The organism is Streptomyces sp. NPDC012769 (assembly GCF_042901205.1).
Taxonomy (GTDB): Bacteria; Actinomycetota; Actinomycetes; order Streptomycetales; family Streptomycetaceae; genus Streptomyces.
Map to the genome: position 1 here is coordinate 26916 of NZ_JBIBCP010000002.1, position 19829 is coordinate 46744.

A 19829-nucleotide genomic window follows, 5' to 3' on the forward strand; every position below is an offset into this window, starting at 1 on the left:
CCCCCGCCGGTACGGACCGGCGGGGGCTCCTCCCGTTACGCCTCGTCTCTCTACGACTCGTCTTTCTGCGGGTCGACCGATGACGTCCACAGGCGGCGGGCGGCCAGCAGTGCGGCCGCGAGCAGCAGCCCGTTGCGCAGCACCATGACGCCGAGGCCCTCCGGGGTGCCCGCGACGACGTCCAGGTAGAGGACCGGGTACGCGAGGGAGCTCAGGGCCGCGGCCGGCAGGAGCAGCAGCGCGACCGGGCGCATCACCGTGCGACGCGAGGTCAGACAGACGGCGGCCAGGCCGAGCAGCCAGACCATGTACTGGGGGCTGATGACCCGGCTGGTGACGGTGAAGAGCAGGACGGCGGCGAAGGCCGCGTCGAGCGGGGTGGCCTCGGTCCAGCTGTCGGCCCGCAGCCGCCACAGCAGGAGCCAGATGAAGGCCAGGGCGGTCAGCAGCAGGGCGAGGTGCCCGACGGTGGAGACGTAGGGGCCGACGTACTCGAAGGCGCCGTAGCGGAACCGGACCTCGCCGGTCCAGCCGCCGAAGGCCCTGGCCAGGGCCAGGGCGGTGCCGCCGAGGGACTCGATCTGGATGCCCCGGTTGCCCTGCTGGCGCAGGAAGCCGAGGGACTCGGAGAACAGCAGCCCCAGCGTGAGGAGCAGGGTCACGGCGGTGACGGCGGCGGCCGTCCAGGCCTCGCGGGTGGTGCGCCCGCGCGGGGTGCCGATGAGGGTCAGGGCGGGCCAGACCTTCACCAGGGCGCCGAGTCCGGCGAGTGCGCCGCCGATCCGGTGGGCGGCGGTGGAGCGGCACTTCAGGGCGAGCAGGGCGAGCACGGCGAGGGCGGTGCTCTGGACGTCGTACCGGGCGAGCGGCAGGTGCAGGAGCAGCGGGAGGCCGAGCACCCAGTACCAGGCGCCGTGGGTGAGGCGGGCGCTGTCGGCGCGGGCGAGGGCGGCGGCGACGGCGAGGTCGGCGAGCAGGGTGAGGAGGACGAAGCCCTGGAAGTACGTGAGCCAGGGCAGGATCCCGGGCGACATGATGACCAGGCCGGCGCCGGGCGGGTACTGCCAGGTGACGTCGCCGGGCGGGAAGGTGCCCTGCGCGAACTGGCCGTACCAGTGCCGGTAGAGGGAGTGCACCTCGCCGGCGACGCCGCCGATGCCGAGGCTGTCGCGGTACAGCAGGAGCAGCATGCCGACGCGGGTGAGCACCCAGACCACGGCGAGGGTGAGCAGCGGGCCGCGGCCGACGGCCACGAAGGTGGCGGAGGTGAACGTCTCCGACTCGAAGGGCGAACGGGTGAGGGACGGCGGCGCCGCCCCGGTGCGCGCGGGGGCACCCGCACCGGGTCCGGGGTCGGGACCGGTGTCGGCGGGGCCGGGGGCGGCTTCGTGCGGAGAGGGCTCGGGAGTCATCCCTCCGCACTTTAGTCAGGTATGTCCTAGTTCTTCCCGGTCTCGACGGCCGACCGGGTGCCATCCCTGGTGAATTCCTCGTACGCCGCCACGACCTCACCCGCCGGCCCGTCCATCCGCAGGGTGCCCGCCTCCAGCCACAGCGCGCGGTCGCAGGTCTCGGTGATCGTCGCGTTCGAGTGGCTCACCAGGAAGACGGTGCCCGCCTCGGCGCGCAGCTCGTCGATCCGTTGCCGGCTGCGGCGGCGGAAGGCCGCGTCGCCGGTCGCAAGGGCCTCGTCGATGAGGAGCACGTCATGGCTGCGGGCGGCGGCGATGGAGAAACGCAGCCGGGCGCCCATGCCGGAGGAGTAGGTGCGCATGGGGCGGGAGATGGCGTCGTCGCCCTTGTCGTCGATGCCGGAGAAGGCGACGATGTCGGCGTAGCGGGCGGTGATCTCCTTGCGGCTCATGCCCATCGCGAGGCCGCCCAGGATCACGTTCCGCTCCCCGGTCAGATCTCCCATCATGGCCGCGTTGACGCCGAGCAGGGCGGGGCGGCCTCGCGTGTAGACGTGGCCCGCGCTGGTGGGCAGCAGGCCCGCGACGGCCTTCAGGAGGGTCGATTTCCCTGATCCGTTCGAACCGATCAGGCCGATCGCCTCGCCCCGGTAGGCGGCGAAGGAAACGCCCCTGACCGCGTGGACGGTGCGGGTGCCGCCCCGTTCGGTGTAGGTGACATGGACGCCGTCGGCGACGACCGTCGGTTCTCGTTCCTCGCTCACGCGCGGGTGCTCAGCCACGGCCGTACGTCTCCTCGGCCTGCCAGAAGAAGAGGAAGCCGCCCGCGAAGGCCAGGGCCGCCCAGCCGGCGGCGAGGGGCCAGGCGTGGGGCGGGAGCTGGGAGCCATGGAAGCTCTCGATCAGCGCGAGGCGCATGAGGTCGATGTACACGGCGGCGGGGTTGCACTGGAGCAGGACGATCACCGCGTGCGGCAGGTCGCGGCCGTGGGTGAGGTGGGCGAGGGACCACATGATCCCGGAGGCGTACATCCAGGTGCGCAGCACGAACGGCATCAGCTGAGCGATGTCCGGCGTACGGGCGGCCAGCCGGGCGGTCGCCAGCGCGAGCCCGGTGCCGAAGAGGGTCTGGAGCGCCAGGGCGGGTACCGCGAGGAGCCAGCTCCAGCGCGGGAACTCGCCGAAGCAGAACAGGATCGCCACCAGGGCGCCCAGGGAGAAGACCAGCTGCTGGAGCTGCTGGAGCGCCAGGGCCAGGGGCAGGCCGGCGCGGGGGAAGTGCAGGGCGCGGACCAGGCCCAGGTTGCCGCTGATCGCGCGGGTGCCGGTCATGATCGTCTGCGAGGTGAAGGTCCAGGTGAAGACGCCCGTGATCAGGAACGGGACGTAGTCGGGGATGCCCCGCCGCACATCCATGAGGACGCCGAAGATCGCGTAGTAGACGGCCGCGTTGAGCAGGGGCGTCATCACCTGCCAGACCTGGCCGAGGCGGGCCTGGCTGTACTGCGCGGTCAGCCTGGCGGTCGCGAAGGCGGCGATGAAGTCGCGCCGCGACCAGAGCTGCCGCACATACGCGGGGAGCGAGGGGCGGGCACCGCTCACGGTGAGCCCGTGGCGCCGGGCGAGTTCGCGCAGCTCATCGGAGGAGAGGGGTGCCGGTGGTGCTGGTGGGGCGAGGGTTTCGGTCGTCACGGTCATCGCCTTCGGTGGAACGGGTCCGTATCGTCGCTACGTGGACGTTAGGCCACCTTGGCGTCGGAACGCAACCGTTTCGTCGTCTCGTGACGGGCGGGTTCGCCGCTGGCTAAGATCCTGTGCATGACGACACCCTCCGGACCTTCGGGAACTCCTCGCCGTGCCCCCGCGGGAGCCGCCGTGCTCCGGGAGGACGTCACCGAGGCCATCCGCGCCGCCGTCTTCGACGAGCTGGCTGCCGTCGGCTTCGCCCGTATGTCGATCGAGGGCATCGCCCGCCGCGCCGGAGTCGGCAAGACCGCCGTCTACCGGCGCTGGAAGTCCAAGCTCTCCCTCGTCCTCGACCTCGTCGGCGCCGTCACCGTCCAGGGCCTGCCCGCGCCCGCCACCGGCTCCCTGTACGGCGACGTCCGCGCCCTCCTGGAGGTCGCCGCCCAGGCCCTGCGCCACCCGGTGGCCTCGCAGGTCATCCCCGACCTCCTCGTCGAGGCCGTGCGGCACCCCGAGATCGCCGACGCGCTCAAGGCCGCCCTGCTCGACCCCCAGCAGGGGGTCGTGGCCCAGGTCGTCCGCGCCGCCGTCGAGCGCGGCGAGCTGCCCGGGGGCGCCGACCCCGACCGGGCGCTCGACCTCGTGGTCGGCCCGCTCTACTGGCGGCTGGTCGTCGTCCGCACCGAGCCGCCGCAGGGCCACGAGGGCTACCTCGACGACCTGGCGCGCTCGGCGGTGGCCGCCCTCACCGCGTAACAGCCGCCGCGTCACACCCGCCGGGCGCGGCTACTTCACCGCGCCCGCCATCACCCCGGACACGAACTGCCGCTGGAACGCGAAGAAGACCAGCAGCGGGACCACCATCGACACGAACGCGCCCGGCGCGAGCACGTCCACGTTGTTGCCGAACTGCCGGACCTGCTGCTGGAGCGCCACCGTGATCGGCGGCGACTGCGCGTCCGCGAAGATCAGCGCCACCAGCATGTCGTTCCACACCCACAGGAACTGGAAGATCCCCAGCGAGGCCAGCGCCGGGCCGCCCAGCGGCAGCACCACCCGGGCGAACAGACGGATCTCGCCCGCCCCGTCGAGCCGCGCCGCCTCCAGGAGCTCGCGCGGGATCTCCGCGAAGAAGTTCCGCAGCAGGAAGATCGCGAACGGCAGCCCGAAGGCCGTGTGGAACAGCACCACGCCCAGCGTCGTCTCGAAGATCCCGACCGCGCCGAACAGCTTCGAGACCGGGACCAGCGCCACCTGCACCGGCACCACCAGCAGCCCCACGACGAGCAGGAACCACCAGTCCCGGCCCGGGAAGTCCAGCCAGGCGAAGGCATAGCCGGCGAACGCGCCGATCACCACCACGAGGAGGGTGGCCGGCACGGTGATCAGGACCGTGGCGACCAGCGAGTCGGTGATCGCCCCGTCGGACAGCAGGGCCCGGTAGTTCTCCGTGGTCAGCTGCGCCGGGGCCGAGAAGACCCGCCACCAGCCGTCCGAGGCGATGTCGGACGGGGAGCGCAGCGAGGAGATCAGCAGCCCGGCCGTCGGCATCAGCCAGAACAGCCCGACCAGGACGAGCAGGACACGCACCGCTCCGGAGGCGGTGCGGGAGGCGATCCGGGCGGCGACCCGGGAGGCCGGGAGGCTCATCGGCGGGCCTCCCTTCGCGTACGGCGGACACGGCGGATGTTGACCGCCATCACCGGCAGGACGAGCAGCAGGAGCAGCACCGCGATGGCCGAGCCGACCCCGAGGTCGGCGTCGGTGCCGAAGGAGGAGCGGTACAGCTGGAGCGCGAGCACGTTCGCGTCGTCCTGGGCCGAGCCCGGCGCGATGATGAAGACCAGGTCGAAGACCTTCAGGACGTTGATCATCAGAGTGACGAGGACGACGCCGAGGACCGGCGCGAGCAGCGGCACCGTGATCCTGCGGAACACCTGCCACTCGTTCGCCCCGTCGACCCGCGCCGCTTCGAGGAGTTCACGCGGCAGGCCGGCGAGCCCGGCGGCGATGAGCACCATCGCGAAGCCGGCCCACATCCACACGTAACTGCCGATGATCGCCGGGGTGACGAGCGAGGGACCGAGCCAGGACACTCCGTTGTACTGCTCGCGGAAGTTGTTCTCCGGCAGTCGCAGGACCGCCCCGTCGGCGGCGGCCGGGAGCGTGAAGCCGCCGTCGGCGGCGGCCGTGGTGCGCGCGACCACCGCGCCGTCCTTCACCGCCTCGATCCGCAGCCCCTTCAGGCCGAGTTCGTTCGGGTCGACGGCGTTGGGCCTTCCGCCGCCGCCCCGGGTGAAGTCCAGCCAGGCGGTGCCGCTGATCCCCTCACCCGCCGGGGCGGCGGTACGGGCCGGGCGGGCGTCCTCGGGCATCTGCGCGGGCGGGACCCCGACCAGCGGCAGCAGGGCGACCTCCCCCGTACGGACCGGGGACTTGGTGACGTACGCCCCGCCGACCGCCGGTTTCAGCGGGTGCACGGGCAGCGGGCGGGCCCGGGGGAAGCCGGACGACTCGGCGAAGGTGTCGTGCACGCCGACCCAGACGGCGTTGGCGACCCCGCGGTCCGGGTCCTGCTCGTACACCAGACGGAAGATGATGCCCGCGGCGAGCATCGAGATCGCCATCGGCATGAAGACGACGAGCTTGAACGCCGTTCCCCAGCGCACCCGTTCGGTGAGCACCGCGAAGACCAGACCGAGGGCCGTCGCCACGGTGGGCGCGACGACCACCCAGATCAGGTTGTTGCGGACGGCGGTGCGGATGGACTCGTCCGTGAAGAGCGTGACGTAGTTGTCCAGGCCGGCGAAGGAGTCGCCCGCCTTGTCGAAGAAGGAGCGCTGCACCGAGTACCCGATGGGGTAGACGACGAGCGCGCCGAGCAGCACGAGGGCGGGCAGGAGGAAGGCCGCCGCGACGACCGCGGCGCGGCGCGCGCGGGCGCGGCTCGCGGGCGTGGCGCGCCGGCCACGGGAGCCGGGCGTGCCGGACGTCCCGGGGGGCCTTCGGCCGGTGGTGCCCGGCGTGGGGGTCGCGGTGGTGCTCTCCTCGCGGGCCACCGGTCAGCCCTTGTACGCCTTGGCGGCCTCGGCCTCCAGTCTGGCCTGGGTCCCCGCCACGTCCTTCGGGTTCTTCAGGAAGTCCTGGAGCGCCTTCCACTCGCCCTTGCCGGGCGTCCCGCCGAACGACTGCGGCATCTGGTCCGACATGTCGAAGCGGAAGTCGTCGCCCGCGCCGATCAGCGACGTGGCGATCTCCCGCTGGACGTCGTTCGGGTACGCGGCCGGGTCGAGCGCCTTGTTGGGGGAGAGGAAGCCGCCCTCGGCCGCCCAGATCCGCGCCGCGTCGGGCGAGGCGAGGAAGGTCAGCAGGGCCTGCGCGCCCTTCGAGTCCTTCAGCGCCACGGCCGCGTCGCCGCCGGTCACCACCGGGGCCGTGCCGGCGTCGCCGACGGCCGGGAAGGGGAAGACCTTCGCGTCCGTGCCGATCTTCGCGCCGGTCTCCGCGATGTTGATCGCCGAGAAGTCGCCCTCGAAGACCATCGCCGCCTTGGCCTGGTCGCCGCCGGTGAAGGTCTGGGTGACGGACACCGGGAACTCGGTCTGCAGCGCGCCGTTGGTGCCGCCCGCCAGCAGGCTCGGCTTGCCGAACAGCTCGCCGAGGGTGGTCAGGGCCTGGGCGACCGAGGGATCCGTCCACTTCAGCTCGTGCCGGGCCAGCCGGTCGTACTTCTCCGGGCCCGCCTGCGAGAGGTAGACGTTCTCGAACCAGTCGGTGAGGGTCCAGCCGTCCGCGCCGCCGACCGAGACCGGGGTGACGCCGGAGGCGGAGATCGTCTCGGCGGTGGCGAGGAACTCCTTCCAGGTCTTCGGCTCGCTCGCGCCCGCGTTGTCGAAGGCGGCGGTGTTGTACCAGATCAGGGACTTGTTGGCGGCCTTGAAGTAGACGCCGTACGGCGTGCCGTCGACCGCGCCGAGGTCCTGCCAGCCCTTGGAGTAGTTCTTGGCGAGCTGCGCCTTCGCCTCGGGGCCGAGCGGCTTGATCCACTTCTGGGCCGCGGCCTGATGGATCGCGCCGACCTGCGGCAGCATCGCCACGTCGGGCGGCGAACCGCCCGCGATCTTCGTGCCGAGGAAGTTCACGATCGGGTCCTGGGCGGGCACGAAGGTGACCGTCGCGCCCGTGCGCTTCTCGAACTCCTTCAGGACCTTGGTGAAGTTCTCCTGCTCGGGGCCGGTCCAGACGGCGGCGACCTCGATCTTCTCGCCCCTGAGGGACGGCAGCGACAGCCCCGAGCCGCCGCTGGGCGTGCCCGTGCCGGGCTTCGCGCCCTTGCCGCCGTCCCCGTCTCCGCACGCCGCCGCCGTGAGAACGGCCAGCGCCGCCACGGCGACGAGTCGAAGAGTTCTGCCGTTACGCATCCGAGCCCCGCCTCTCCCGCGTTTTCCGGTCCCGTGCGCTCAGGTCTACGCCGGGTGCCCGAGGCCCGCAATACCGCCTTCGGTGTCAAGTGCCCGATCGTGATCGGCTCGTGACGTGACATCAGGGGTGCGGGGCCGAGGGCCCGACGGTGCCGGGGTGCACGGTCCGGGGCGCTTCCGGATGGCTTCCGGGCGGGCCCTCAGGCGTGGGTGGGCGAGGTCAGCGGCGGTATCGGGCTGGCGTCGACGGACCGGGCGGCGCGGTCGAGGGCGCTGGCGAGCAGGGCCAGATCCGTCGGGCCGTTGCCCAGCTCGCGGACCGGGCGCCGGGTGGGCGGGTCGCCCATGCGCTCCCACTCCAGCGGGACGACCGTCGGCCGCAGGGTGGCCGTGCGCGGGATGCGCCCGGTGACCCGGCCACCCTGGAACGGCGTCACCCGCCCGTCCGGATGGCCGAGCCGGCCGCGTCCCGGCTGGGGGCCCTCCGGGCCGGGCGCGGCGGGCGGCGCGTCCAGCACGATCCGCAGCCGCGCGCCGTGCGCCAGCTCCGTGTCCGCCGTGCGGTCCGGCCGCGCCGAGGTCGCGACCAGGTGCACCCCGAGCCGTGCCCCGTGGCGCGCGACCGCCTCCAGGGCCCGCACCACGGACCCGGCCGCGGGCCGCCCGGGGGCGCCGAGCGCGGGCGCGACCAGAGCGTCGAAGTCGTCCACGAGCACCACCAGCCGCGGCAGCGAGCCCGCTCCTTCGCCCGCCGGTCCGCTCCGGGCCCCCGGCAGCTGCGTGTCCGGCGCGTCGGCACGGTCGCCGTCGGGGCGCCCCGAGTCGGTGCGCAGGGTGCGGCTGCTGTGCCGGTCGCCGAGGAGGTCGGAGCCGGGCGGCGGGGTGCTGCGGTACGAGGGCCCGCCGGTCGGGTCGTACACGGCACCGGCCGGGGTGCGATAGGTCCGTCCGCTCGGCCGGTCGCCGAGGAGGTCGGAGCCGGGCGCGGGGGTGCGGTCGGTGAGGGAGGCGGTCGCCGGTGCGGGCAGCCGGCCGCTCGGGGTGTCGCCCACGGCGCCGTCGGCCGCCACGCGCAGGGTGCGGCCGCTCAAGCGGTCGCCGAGGAGGTCGGAGCCGGGGGGCGGGGTGCGCTCGTCGCCGGTTCCGACAGCGGAGCCGTACGCCGTACCGGACCAGGAGGCGGCGCTCGCTCCCGTACCGGCGCCGGGTCTGGGGGCGCGGCCGCTGCCGCCGTCGGCCGGCTCCGCCGCGCCGGTCCGGGCGTCCGGGACACGGGCGACGGCGCGCGCGGGGGCCGGGACGGACTCGGCGGCGCTCGCGGTGCGCTGGCCGATCAGGCGGCCCGAGCGGCGGTCGGCGAAGTGGGTGTCGCCGAGGAGCTCGGCGCGGCGCTTCAGCTCGGCGCCCAGGGCCTGGGCGAACTCCCGCATCCGCACCGGATCGGAGGCGACCAGGTGCTCGGTGACATGCGGCAGCTCCGTGCACGCGGCGAGGCCCTCGCCGCGCTCGCCGCCCGCGCCGTCGACCAGGAGCAGGCCGAGCCGGTCGGGGCGGCCGCCGGCCGCGAGGGAGGCGGCGACGGCGCGCAGCAGTTCGGTGCGGCCGCTGCCCGCCGGGCCCTCGATCAGCAGGTGCGGGCCCTCCTTCGTGAGGTCGACCGCGACCGGTCCGCGCGGTCCCGCGCCCAGGACGGCCGTGCCGTCGGACGAGGAGGCCCAACGGGCCATCAGGGACGCGGGCGTGGCCCGGGCCAGGCCCAGCTCGTCGAGGAGCCGGGCCGACGGGGGCAGCACGGCCGAGGCCCGGCCGTGCCCGGCGCCGCCCGCCGCGTCCGTGCGCAAGGGGGCGAGGGCGCGTCCGAACCGGTCGGCCCAGGCCACCGAGACGGCGTCCACCACGCCGACCGTGCCGTGTCCGGCGGCCCGGCCGCCGGCCGTCCGCAGCAGGCGAAGGGCGGTCGCCACATCACCGCTGAGCAGCGCCGCGGCCCCGCACTCGCGGAAGGCGAAGGAGGCCGCGCACGCCTCCTCGTACGTCGCCGCGACGGGCGAGGCGGGGGAGGCGGAGGGCGCCTCCGCCAGGCAGATCAGATGGATGCCGGCGGCGGCGCCCGCGCCGGCGAGCCGGGCCGCCGTCTCGCGCAGCGCGGCGGAGCCGGGGTCGCCGTCGAGGATCACGACCGTCGCGGGCCCCTCGTGGCGCGCGGCGGCCTCGGCGACCGCCGTCCGCTCGGCGCTGGCCCAGCCGGGGCCGAGCGGACCGTCGTCCAGGCGGCGGGTCAGCTCGGTCAGCCGGGCGTGCGCCTGGTCCCGGTCGTAGGCGAGGAGGAGCCGGCAGTCCTGGCCGTGCGCGGGCCGCACGTGCGGGAGCCAGCCGAGCCAGCCCCAGGCCCGGCGCCGCTCCTCGAGGGGGCGGTTCCGGTCGGCGCTGACCAGCACGATCTCCAGGTCGCCCGGGGAGTGCAGGGCGGCGAGCTGGGCCACCACCGAGCGGGCGAGCCCGGCGAGACGCGGCGCGGGCCCGGCCAGGCCGAGGGAGCCGGCCTCGCGCAGTCCGACGGTGACGGGCACTCCGGACAGCTCGGCCCGGTCCGTCGTGCCGAGCCGGACCGCCAGGGCCTCGGGGTGGTCGAGGCCCCGCTCCCACAGGCGCGGTCCCGGGCCGAGCGCGGTGAGCAGGACGGCGGCCGGGTCGGGCCAGCTGTCGGGGGAGGCGCCGGGGCCGCCGCCGGACGCGGGGTCGGACAGGGCGCCCGAGAAGGCCGGCACGGGGGCAACGCCGTACTCGGAGGAGGCCGCGTCCTCCCGGCCGCCCGCGAGCCGACGGGCCCACGCGCCGAGACCGCGGCGGCGGACCTGCCGGGTCCTGCTGTGGGCCTCGATCCCGCCCTCGGGCTCGCCGGGCTCCTCCGCCCGCGCGTGCCCGTCGGCGGAGGCCGCGGCGGCCGGGGCCCCGGGACCGCCGCCGTGGGTGGCGTCCGAGGAGGGCGCGGCCTCCGGGGGCGCGTACCTCCCGGCGCTCGCGCTCGTACGCGCGCCCGAGCCCGCACCCGTACGCGAGCCCGTGTCGGCCCCTGTGCCGGCACCCGGGACCGCGCCTCCGTCCCCGCCGGCTCCGGCGGGGCGCGTCACGCGCAGATGGCCCTCGCCGTCCGGCGCGGTGGACAGCGCCTGCTCGGGGCCGCCCGGCCCGGTGGTCGCCGGGGCGTCGGGGCCGGTCAGGCGCAGCGCGGACTCGCCGACCCGCAGGACCGCTCCGGGCGGGAAGCGGACGGGCTCGGGGCCGACCGGGACGCCGTCGAGGGTCGTCCCGTTCGTGGAGCCCCGGTCGGTGACCGTGACGCGGCCGTCGGCGCCCACCGTCACCGTGCAGTGGGAGCGGGAGACGTCCGGGTCGTCGAGCGGCACGTCCGCGTCCACGGAACGGCCGATCCTGATCGCTCCGCCGTGCAGCAGGTGCACGCCGCCCGCGTCGGGGCCGGCGACCACATGGAGCCGGGCCGGGGCGCCCTCGCCGACGCCGTCGTCCGCGCCGGGCACCTGGAGCGAGAGCACGGCCCCGTCGACCAGCGGTGGCACTCCCAGCAGACAGCGGCGGGTGTCGAGCCGCTCGCCGCCCGCGTACAGCACGGTGGTCCCGGAGGAGGAGGTGTCGGGGCCGGAGACGGCCGCGGCGAGCGAGGAGGCCACGGCGGCCAGCTCGGTCCCCGCGGGCGCGGTGACGAGCACGTCGCAGGCGCGCCCGAGGCCGTGGCCGGCGTGCGGCGCGAGGACGGTCAGCCGGATCTGCATCGCCGTCAGCGGTCCCTTCTGCGCGGCGCGCCCGGCAGGGGAATCGCCCACTCGCCCCCCACCCGGCACGGACGCGTCGTCCGGTACAGGTCGGCACGGCGCGGGGGCTCCCGACCCCCGACACGACGTGCTGTAGGCATCCTCGCACCTGCCACTGACAACCCGCCCGCGGGTCGCCCAGAAGTGATCTTGTTCGGTCGTCTCTCGACGTGAAAACGCCTGGTTGCGTATGTCTCGCGTCGCTTCCGGCAACCTCGGGTAGGCGCCCGACGTCTCCTTTTCGGACAGCAAGAGTGGGGAAATCGGCCTTCCTGGAGACGGCCGATGACCCGTTCGGCGGCACTAAAGTGGGTCGGACACCCGGACGGGTCACAGAACACACAGGAACCCCGGGGATCCTCCACGTACGACCCCAGGACCACGATCAGCAGGGAGCGCGTGACGTGCGGCCTATCGGCAGCAAGTACCTGCTCGAGGAGCCGCTCGGCCGCGGCGCCACGGGCACCGTCTGGCGAGCCCGCCAGCGGGAGACGGCCGGCGCCGAGGCAGCAGTGCCCGGCCAGCCCGGCGAGACCGTCGCGATCAAGGTCCTCAAGGAGGAGCTGGCCAACGACGCGGACATCGTGATGCGCTTCCTGCGCGAGCGCTCCGTGCTGCTCCGGCTCACCCACCCCAACATCGTGCGCACCCGCGACCTCGTCGTGGAGGGTGACGTCCTCGCCCTGGTCATGGACCTCGTCGAGGGCCCCGACCTGCACCGCTACATCCGCGAGAGCGGCCCGCTCACCCCGGTCGCCGCCGCCCTGCTCACCGCGCAGATCGCCGACGCCCTCGCCGCGAGCCACGCCGACGGCGTCGTCCACCGCGACCTCAAGCCCGCCAACGTGCTGCTCGCCGAGCGGGACGGCGCCATGTTCCCGATGCTCACCGACTTCGGCATCGCGCGCCTGGCCGACTCTCCGGGCCTGACCCGCACCCACGAGTTCGTCGGCACCCCCGCGTATGTGGCGCCCGAGTCCGCCGAGGGCCGCCCGCAGACCTCCGCCGTCGACATCTACGGCGCCGGCATCCTGCTCTACGAACTGGTCACCGGCCGTCCGCCGTTCGCCGGCGGCACGGCGCTCGAGGTCCTCCACCGCCACCTGAGCGAGGAGCCGCGCCGCCCGTCGACCGTGCCCGGACCGCTGTGGACGGTGATAGAGCGCTGCCTCAGCAAGGACCCGGACCGGCGGCCGAGCGCCGAGAACCTGGCCCGCGGTCTGCGCACCGTCGCCGCCGGCATCGGCGTGCACGCCACCCCGGCCCAGATCGAGGCCGCCGAGGGCGTCGGCGCGCTGCTCGCCCCCGACCCGGCCCCGGCCCCCGTCCCGGAGACCCCCGGCGTCGACCCGGCCGGCGCCACCCAGGTGCTGCCCGGCGGCATGGGCGCCGGTGCCCCGCAGCCCCCGCAGTACGACCCGGCCGCGCCGACCAGCGTGATGCCGACCAGCGGCCCGGCGGGCGCCTCCGACCCGACCTCGGTGCTTCCCGCCACGGGGGCCGCCGACCCGACCGCGGTCATGCCCCCCGTACCGGAGAACCCGCCGGGGGAGCAGCCGCACCCCTGGCAGTCCCAGCTGCGCGCGGCCCGCGACCGCAACGAGCAGACGCAGGTGCAGTACCTGGACCCGAGCCAGGACCCGCTGCGCCGCCGCCCCCAGCGCCAGCCGCAGCCGCAGCAGTACCCGCAGCGTCCGCCGCAGGCACCTCCGCATCAGCAGCACCAGCAGCACCAGCAGTCGCAGCACCAGCCGCAGCAGTACCGGCAGCAGCCTCCGCCGCCCCAGCCGTACGCCCCGCAGCCCCCGCAGCGGCAGCAGTACGCGCCCCAGCCGCAGCAGCAGTACACGCCGCCGCAGCCGCCGCCCCAGGCCCCCGCGCCCGCCCCGGCCCCGCGCGAGCCGCGCCCGCCGCGTCAGCGCAGCGCCAACCCGATGCGCATCCCGGGCCTCGGCTGCCTCAAGGGCTGCCTGTTCACGGTCCTGCTGTTCGTGATCGCCGGCTGGCTCATCTGGGAGCTCACCCCGCTCCAGGACTGGGTCGCCCAGGGCAAGGGCTACTGGGAGGCGATCGGCGACGGGATCTCCTCGTTCACCGGCTGGGTCTCGGACCTCATCGACAGCGTGAACACGGGTGCTACCGGCGGTACGGGCCAGTAGTCCACGGCCACGGCATCGATTTGTCGACTTCCGAGGGGTGATTTCCCCTCGGAAGTGCCGGTCGGCGCCTTCGGACGCGTAACTTTGACGCGAACCGCAGCCGCTGAGGGAGCAGTCTTGGCACGGAATATCGGCAGCCGCTACACGGCCCACCAGATCCTCGGGCGGGGCAGCGCCGGCACGGTGTGGCTCGGCGAGGGCCCCGAGGGCCCCGTCGCCATCAAGCTGCTGCGCGAGGACCTCGCCGCCGACCAGGAGCTCGTCGGCCGCTTCGTCCAGGAGCGCACCGCCCTGCTCGGACTCGACCACCCGCACGTCGTCTCCGTCCGCGACCTCGTCGTCGACGGCAACGACCTCGCCCTCGTCATGGACCTCGTCCGCGGCACCGACCTGCGCACCCGCCTCGACCGCGAGCGCCGGCTCGCGCCCGAGGCCGCCGTCGCGATCATCGCCGACGTCGCCGACGGCCTCGCCGTCGCCCACAAGGCCGGCGTGGTCCACCGGGACGTGAAGCCCGAGAACATCCTGCTCGACATGGAGGGACCGCTCGGGCCCGGCGGCGCCCACCCGGCCCTGCTCACCGACTTCGGCGTCGCCAAGCTCATCGACACCCCCGGCCGCACCAAGGCCACCCGGATCATCGGCACCCCCGACTACCTCGCCCCCGAGATCGTCGAGGGCCTGCCGCCCCGCGCCGCCGTCGACATCTACGCCCTCGCGACCGTCCTGTACGAGCTGCTGGCCGGCTTCACCCCGTTCGGCGGCGGCCACCCCGGCGCCGTCCTGCGCCGCCACGTCACCGAGACCGTCGTCCCGCTGCCCGGCATCCCCGAGGAGCTGTGGCAGCTGATCGTCCAGTGCCTCGCCAAGGCCCCCGCCTCCCGGCTGCGCGCCTCGGAGCTCGCGACCCGGCTGCGCGACGTGCTGCCCACGCTCAAGGGCATCCCGCCGCTCGACGTGGACGAGCCGGACGCGGACCCGGCGGCGGATCCGTCGTACGAGGAGGACCCCTACCCCACCGGTGGTGCGGGCCCCGGGGAGCCCGCGCCGCGCCGGGCCGCCGTCCCCCTCGTCCCCGGCGCCTCCACCGACTCCAACCGGGACACCCACACCTCCATGCGGGTCCCCGGCCCGGACGAGCTCTCCGGCGGCCCGCTGGGCACCGCCCGCGCCCCGCGCCCCGCGGGCGCCCGGCGGCCCGGCTCGGCCCGCCACAAGGCCGACGCCGTGCGCAAGCGCCGGATCACGCTCACCGTCGCCGCGGTCGTGATCGCGGGCGCGCTGGGCGCGGGCGGCTATCTGGCGGCGTCCGGCGACGCGGACGCGCCGCCGCAGGACTCGAAGACGTCTTCCCAGCCGTAGCAGCCGGGCGCCGGGACCCCGAGCGGACCGGGCCCATCGGGCCGAACGCGGGCTCCGGCCCGGGTGCCGGGCCCGGGTGAGCGGGGCGGGACGGACCGGCCCACCGGACGGAGAGCGGCGCCCGGCCGGGCATCGGGAACGGGGGCCGGGGCCCGGCTCGCGGTCCCGCTTCGGAGCGCGCCCCGGATCGCACCTTCGATCCCGCCCGCGATCACGGCTCGGGATCGCAGGTCCGGGTCCTTGCCCGGAGCCGTTACGCTGGACGCGTGGCAGTCGTCGATGTATCCGAAGAGCTGAAGTCCCTCTCCTCGACCATGGGGTCGATCGAGGCCGTCCTGGACCTCGACAAGTTGAGGGCAGACATCGCCGTGCTCGAAGAGCAGGCCGCGGCCCCGTCCCTGTGGGACGACCCGGAGGCGGCGCAGAAGATCACGAGCAAGCTTTCGCACCTCCAGGCCGAGGTGCGCAAGGCCGAGGCCCTGCGCGGACGGATCGACGACCTCGCGGTCCTCTTCGAGCTGGCCGAGGAGATGGACGACCCGGACACCCGGGCCGAGGCCGAGACCGAGCTCGCGGCCGTCCGCAAGGCCCTGGACGAGATGGAGGTCCGCACCCTCCTCTCCGGCGAGTACGACGAACGCGAGGCGCTGGTCAACATCCGCGCCGAGGCCGGCGGCGTCGACGCCTCCGACTTCGCCGAGCGCCTCCAGCGCATGTACCTGCGCTGGGCCGAGCGCCACGGCTACTCGACGGAGGTCTACGAGACCTCGTACGCGGAGGAGGCGGGCATCAAGTCGACCACCTTCGTGGTCAAGGCCCCCTACGCCTACGGCACCCTCTCCGTCGAGCAGGGCACCCACCGCCTGGTCCGCATCTCGCCCTTCGACAACCAGGGCCGCCGCCAGACCTCCTTCGCGGGTGTCGAGATCCTTCCGGTCGTCGAGCAGTCCGACCACGTGGAGATCGACGAGTCGGAGCTGCGCATCGACGTCTACCGGGCCTCCGGCCCCGGCGGCCAGGGCGTCAACACCACCGACTCGGCCGTGCGCATCACGCACATCCCGACCGGCATCGTGGTCTCCTGCCAGAACGAGCGCTCCCAGATCCAGAACAAGGCGAGCGCCATGAACGTCCTCCAGGCCAAGCTCCTCGAGCGCCAGCGCCAGGAGGAGCGCGCCAAGATGGACGCCCTGAAGGGCGACGGCGGCAGCTCCTGGGGCAACCAGATGCGCTCGTACGTCCTGCACCCGTACCAGATGGTCAAGGACCTCCGTACGGAGTTCGAGGTCGGCAACCCGCAGGCCGTCCTGGACGGCGAGATCGACGGCTTCCTGGAGGCCGGCATCCGCTGGCGCAAGCAGCAGGAGCAGACGCAGTAACCGGCGCCCCGGCACACGTCCACGCAGGCCCCGCTCACCGCACCAGGTGAGCGGGGCCCGGTGCGTTCCGGATTCGCGGGCGCAAGCGGAGGACAGGCGTTCCTGACGCTTTGTCGACATGGGAACTGGTGTGGCAGAGCCGGGAGTTCCGGGTTTACGTCACAGTTGCATCCCCGCATGGCGGGCAGAAGGTGATCTTTCGGGCATCGCACGCGCAACGACCTTGACGCGCCCTCGGAAACTCGGAAGGGTGGCCCGCGGCATGCGTATTTCTGGGGCGCGTGTGAACGGGGGCAGGTCCAGTGCATGTGACGGCCCCCGGTGTCCGCAGCCCCCGAGCGCGGCTCTACAGACGATTTCAGCTACTGGGGGTAGCAGCCAGATGACCAAGAAGACGCGGGTCCGCGTCGCGCGGATAGCTGCCGGTGCCGTGATCGCGGCCGGCGCGTCGCTCACCGTTGCCGGTGCCGCCCAGGCCGTGAACGGCATCGAGGCCGAGGTCACCGTGACCAACGAGGGCCTGGACGCCGGCCTCGGCATCGGTGACACGGAGGGCAACACGTCCGTCGGCCAAACCGAGGGCACCTCGACCGGCACCTCGACGGGCACGTCCACGGGCACCTCGACCGGTACGTCCACGGGCACCTCGACGGGCACCTCGACGGGTACGTCCGAGGGCACGTCCACGGGCACCTCGACCGGTACGTCCACGGGCACCTCGACGGGCACGTCCACCGGTACCTCGACCGGTACGTCCACGGGCACCTCGACGGGCACGTCCACCGGTACCTCGACGGGTACGTCCACCGGTACGTCCACGGGCACCTCGACCGGTACCTCGACGGGTACGTCGACCGGTACCTCGACGGGCACCTCGACGGGTACGTCGACCGGTACCTCGACGGGTACGTCCACGGGCACCTCGACGGGTACGTCGACCGGTACCTCGACGGGTACGTCCACCGGTACCTCGGCGGGCACCTCGACCGGTACCTCGGCGGGTACGTCCACCGGTACCTCGGCGGGCACCTCGACCGGTACCTCGACGGGTACGTCCACCGGCACGTCCACCGGCACCTCCGCCGGCACCGGCAACAACGGTGGCACCGGCAACAACGGCGGTTCCGGCGACAACGGCGGTCAGGGCGGCAACGGCGGCAACGGTGGTTCCTCCACCGACGGTGGCGCCGGCACCTGCACCGTCGACCTCGACGGCGCCGAGTGCGTGGACAACAACCCCGACACCAACAACGCCGGCTCGCAGCCCGTCGAGCAGGGCAAGGCCAAGGAGGAGCTGGCGGAGACCGGCGCCGCCGAGACCTCGTTCCTGATCATCGGCGCCGCCACCATGATCGCCGGTGGCATCGGCTTCCGCTTCCTGCCGCGCCTCGTGGGCGGCGGTCGCGCCGCCGTCTGAGCCGTAAGGGTCACAGGCGGCCGGTGACGGCACACAGAAGGGCCGGAGGTGCTCCCGAGCACCTCCGGCCCTTCCACGTACTCCTAGGGGCCCCTACACGCCCCGCACCGCCGCCAGCAGGGCCATCGCCGCCACCAGGGCGATCACCAGGCTCAGCAGCATCGCCGGGGTCAGGCCCGACGGCTGGGGCAGCCGCTCGCGGTTGGCGCGGCAGACGGGACAACGGCCCTCCGCGACGGGGGCCGCGCAGTTGGCGCACACCAGTCGGTCATAGGTCATGCGCTCTCCTCCTCCCGCACAGGGGTCCTCACAAGAAGAACGCTCCGGGTGACCCGCGCGTTCCCCCTACCACTGTGCCAGCTCCGGAGCTTTTCGGCGCGCCCCGCGCGACCGCCGACGAAGGACGAAAAGGATAAAGCACACAAGCCCGGACCGCGACTGCGCGGGCCGACCCCGTTCGCGTATGGTCACGCACACCTACTCCCGGCCGACCGTGGTGCATCCGTGATCCGATTCGACAACGTCTCCAAGTCCTATCCGAAGCAGAACCGCCCCGCGCTCCGGGACGTGTCCCTGGAGATCGAGAAGGGGGAGTTCGTCTTCCTCGTCGGTTCCTCCGGCTCCGGAAAGTCGACCTTCCTGCGGCTGATCCTGCGCGAAGAGCGCGCCAGCCACGGTCAGGTGCACGTCCTGGGCAAGGACCTCGCCCGGCTCTCCAACTGGAAGGTGCCGCACATGCGCCGCCAGCTGGGGACGGTCTTCCAGGACTTCCGGCTCCTGCCCAACAAGACCGTCGCCGAGAACGTGGCCTTCGCCCAGGAGGTCATCGGGAAGCCGCGCGGCGAGATCCGCAAGGCCGTGCCCCAGGTGCTCGACCTGGTCGGCCTGGGCGGCAAGGAGGACCGCATGCCGGGCGAGCTGTCCGGCGGTGAGCAGCAGCGCGTCGCCATCGCGCGGGCCTTCGTCAACCGCCCGATGCTGCTGATCGCGGACGAGCCCACCGGCAACCTCGACCCGCAGACCTCCGTCGGCATCATGAAGCTGCTCGACCGCATCAACAGGACAGGGACCACCGTCGTCATGGCGACCCACGACCAGAACATCGTCGACCAGATGCGCAAGCGCGTCATCGAGCTCGAAAAGGGCCGCCTCGTCCGCGACCAGGCGCGCGGCGTCTACGGCTACCAGCACTGACGGGCGGGGAGAGATCACATGCGCGCTCAGTTCGTGCTCTCGGAGATCGGGGTCGGTCTCCGGCGCAACCTCACGATGACCTTCGCCGTCATCGTGTCCGTGGCCCTCTCGCTCGCCCTCTTCGGCGGGGCCCTGCTCATGCGCGAGCAGGTCAGCACGATGAAGGACTACTGGTACGACAAGGTCAACGTCTCCATCTTCCTCTGCAACAAGAGCGACGGCGCCACCTCGGCCAAGTGCGCCAAGGGCGCGGTCACCGCGCAGCAGAAGGAGCAGATCGAGGCCGATCTGAAGGAGATGGACATCGTCGAGACGGTCCATCACGAGACCGCCGACGAGGCCTACAAGCACTACAAGGAGCAGTACGGCGACACGGCCATCGCCTCGGTCGTGACGCCGGATCAGATGCAGGAGTCCTTCCGCGTGAAGCTGAAGGACCCGGAGAAGTACAAGGTGGTCGCGACCGCGTTCGCGGGCCGTGACGGCGTGGAGTCGGTCCAGGACCAGCGCAACATCCTGCAGAACCTCTTCGACCTGATGAACGGCATGAACATCGCCGCCCTCGGCATCATGGGCCTCATGCTGGTCATCGCGCTGATGCTGATCGTCAACACGGTGCGCGTCTCCGCCTTCAGCCGCCGCCGCGAGACCGGCATCATGCGGCTGGTCGGCGCGACCAACTTCTACATCCAGATGCCGTTCATCATGGAGGCCGCCTTCGCCGGTCTCCTCGGTGGCGCCGTCGCCTGCGTGATGCTCCTCGTCGGCCGGTACTTCCTCATCGACCACGGCATCGCGCTCGCCGACAAGATGCAGCTGGTCAACTTCATCGGCTGGGACGCCGTCTTCGCCAAGCTGCCGCTCGTCATCGCGATCGGCCTGCTGATGCCGGCCCTGGCCGCCTTCGTGGCGCTGCGCAAGTACCTGAAGGTGTGACGGAGCCCTCGGGAGAGCACACGGCGTCGTCCG

At 73.5% G+C, this 19829-nt stretch carries 15 protein-coding genes; 7 read left to right on the forward strand and 8 right to left on the reverse strand.

Annotation, left to right across the window (positions count from 1 at the left end; genetic code table 11):
- Positions 1-50 precede the first annotated feature (50 nt).
- From ACFY7C_RS08975 to ACFY7C_RS08985, 3 genes are read right to left on the reverse strand one after another with little or no spacing between them, the layout of a single operon-like run.
- On the reverse strand, positions 51-1412 hold the full coding sequence (locus tag ACFY7C_RS08975; RefSeq protein WP_389646179.1) for a glycosyltransferase 87 family protein: 1362 nt from the start codon (positions 1410-1412) through the stop codon (positions 51-53).
- Positions 1413-1438: 26 nt separating this feature from the next.
- Positions 1439-2194, reverse strand: a complete 756-nt coding sequence (locus ACFY7C_RS08980; protein ID WP_389646181.1) for an ABC transporter ATP-binding protein — start codon at positions 2192-2194, stop codon at positions 1439-1441.
- A complete protein-coding gene (locus ACFY7C_RS08985) occupies positions 2187-3110 on the reverse strand; it encodes an ABC transporter permease (RefSeq protein ID WP_389646184.1) in 924 nt (307 codons plus the stop codon). Before ACFY7C_RS08985 ends, ACFY7C_RS08980 begins: the two co-directional genes overlap by 8 nt.
- Before the next feature lie 120 nt (positions 3111-3230).
- Here ACFY7C_RS08985 and ACFY7C_RS08990 point away from each other — a divergent pair, with 120 nt between their 5' ends.
- Entirely contained in the window at positions 3231-3854 is a 624-nt protein-coding gene (locus ACFY7C_RS08990) for a TetR/AcrR family transcriptional regulator (protein ID WP_389646187.1), read from the forward strand.
- Positions 3855-3884: 30 nt separating this feature from the next.
- Here the strand turns inward: ACFY7C_RS08990 and ACFY7C_RS08995 are convergent, their stop codons facing one another.
- From ACFY7C_RS08995 to ACFY7C_RS09010, 4 genes are all read right to left on the reverse strand, one after another.
- Positions 3885-4748, reverse strand: coding sequence for a carbohydrate ABC transporter permease (locus ACFY7C_RS08995; protein WP_389646190.1), 864 nt, complete (start codon positions 4746-4748; stop codon positions 3885-3887).
- Entirely contained in the window at positions 4745-6157 is a 1413-nt protein-coding gene (locus ACFY7C_RS09000) for a carbohydrate ABC transporter permease (protein WP_389646193.1), read from the reverse strand. Before ACFY7C_RS09000 ends, ACFY7C_RS08995 begins: the two co-directional genes overlap by 4 nt.
- Before the next feature lie 3 nt (positions 6158-6160).
- Entirely contained in the window at positions 6161-7519 is a 1359-nt protein-coding gene (locus tag ACFY7C_RS09005; RefSeq protein WP_389646196.1) for an ABC transporter substrate-binding protein, read from the reverse strand.
- Positions 7520-7719: 200 nt separating this feature from the next.
- Complete coding sequence (locus tag ACFY7C_RS09010) at positions 7720-11310, reverse strand: FtsK/SpoIIIE domain-containing protein (protein ID WP_389649397.1); 3591 nt, start codon at positions 11308-11310, stop codon at positions 7720-7722.
- Between the two features lie 443 nt (positions 11311-11753).
- Between ACFY7C_RS09010 and ACFY7C_RS09015 the strand changes: the two genes are divergently transcribed.
- The 4 genes from ACFY7C_RS09015 to ACFY7C_RS09030 all read left to right on the forward strand — a co-directional run bounded on the left by ACFY7C_RS09015 (position 11754) and on the right by ACFY7C_RS09030 (position 17666).
- Entirely contained in the window at positions 11754-13508 is a 1755-nt protein-coding gene (locus tag ACFY7C_RS09015) for a protein kinase (RefSeq protein ID WP_389646199.1), read from the forward strand.
- Positions 13509-13625: 117 nt separating this feature from the next.
- Positions 13626-14870, forward strand: a complete 1245-nt coding sequence (locus ACFY7C_RS09020; protein WP_389646202.1) for a serine/threonine-protein kinase — start codon at positions 13626-13628, stop codon at positions 14868-14870.
- 266 nt (positions 14871-15136) lie between these two features.
- Entirely contained in the window at positions 15137-16249 is a 1113-nt protein-coding gene (gene prfB / locus ACFY7C_RS09025) for a peptide chain release factor 2 (RefSeq protein ID WP_389646205.1), read from the forward strand.
- A 382-nt stretch (positions 16250-16631) separates the two neighbouring features.
- Complete coding sequence (locus tag ACFY7C_RS09030; RefSeq protein ID WP_389646208.1) at positions 16632-17666, forward strand: hypothetical protein; 1035 nt, start codon at positions 16632-16634, stop codon at positions 17664-17666.
- Between the two features lie 93 nt (positions 17667-17759).
- On the opposite strand, the gene ACFY7C_RS09035 is transcribed toward ACFY7C_RS09030, so the two are convergent.
- A complete protein-coding gene (locus ACFY7C_RS09035; RefSeq protein ID WP_389646211.1) occupies positions 17760-17945 on the reverse strand; it encodes a hypothetical protein in 186 nt (61 codons plus the stop codon).
- A gap of 225 nt (positions 17946-18170) precedes the next feature.
- Here ACFY7C_RS09035 and ftsE point away from each other — a divergent pair, with 225 nt between their 5' ends.
- Together ftsE and ftsX are read left to right on the forward strand one after the other, a co-directional pair.
- Complete coding sequence (gene ftsE, locus ACFY7C_RS09040) at positions 18171-18860, forward strand: cell division ATP-binding protein FtsE (RefSeq protein ID WP_345487862.1); 690 nt, start codon at positions 18171-18173, stop codon at positions 18858-18860.
- Between the two features lie 18 nt (positions 18861-18878).
- Positions 18879-19796 carry a permease-like cell division protein FtsX gene (gene ftsX, locus ACFY7C_RS09045; protein WP_389646214.1) on the forward strand — a complete coding sequence of 306 codons (918 nt, stop codon included), beginning with the start codon at positions 18879-18881 and terminating at the stop codon, positions 19794-19796.
- The last annotated feature ends 33 nt before the right edge of the window (positions 19797-19829 follow it).

Bases quoted from the DNA above. Each gene is read 5' to 3' on its own strand.
- ACFY7C_RS08975 (WP_389646179.1), bottom strand. From the start codon at position 1,412: ATGACTCCCGAGCCCTCTCCGCACGAAGCCGCCCCCGGCCCCGCCGAC.
- ACFY7C_RS08985 (WP_389646184.1), bottom strand. From the start codon at position 3,110: ATGACCGTGACGACCGAAACCCTCGCCCCACCAGCACCACCGGCACCC.
- ACFY7C_RS08990 (WP_389646187.1), top strand. From the start codon at position 3,231: ATGACGACACCCTCCGGACCTTCGGGAACTCCTCGCCGTGCCCCCGCG.
- ACFY7C_RS08995 (WP_389646190.1), bottom strand. From the start codon at position 4,748: ATGAGCCTCCCGGCCTCCCGGGTCGCCGCCCGGATCGCCTCCCGCACC.
- ACFY7C_RS09005 (WP_389646196.1), bottom strand. From the start codon at position 7,519: ATGCGTAACGGCAGAACTCTTCGACTCGTCGCCGTGGCGGCGCTGGCC.
- ACFY7C_RS09010 (WP_389649397.1), bottom strand. From the start codon at position 11,310: ATGCAGATCCGGCTGACCGTCCTCGCGCCGCACGCCGGCCACGGCCTC.
- ACFY7C_RS09030 (WP_389646208.1), top strand. From the start codon at position 16,632: ATGACCAAGAAGACGCGGGTCCGCGTCGCGCGGATAGCTGCCGGTGCC.
- ACFY7C_RS09035 (WP_389646211.1), bottom strand. From the start codon at position 17,945: ATGACCTATGACCGACTGGTGTGCGCCAACTGCGCGGCCCCCGTCGCG.
- ftsX (WP_389646214.1), top strand. From the start codon at position 18,879: ATGCGCGCTCAGTTCGTGCTCTCGGAGATCGGGGTCGGTCTCCGGCGC.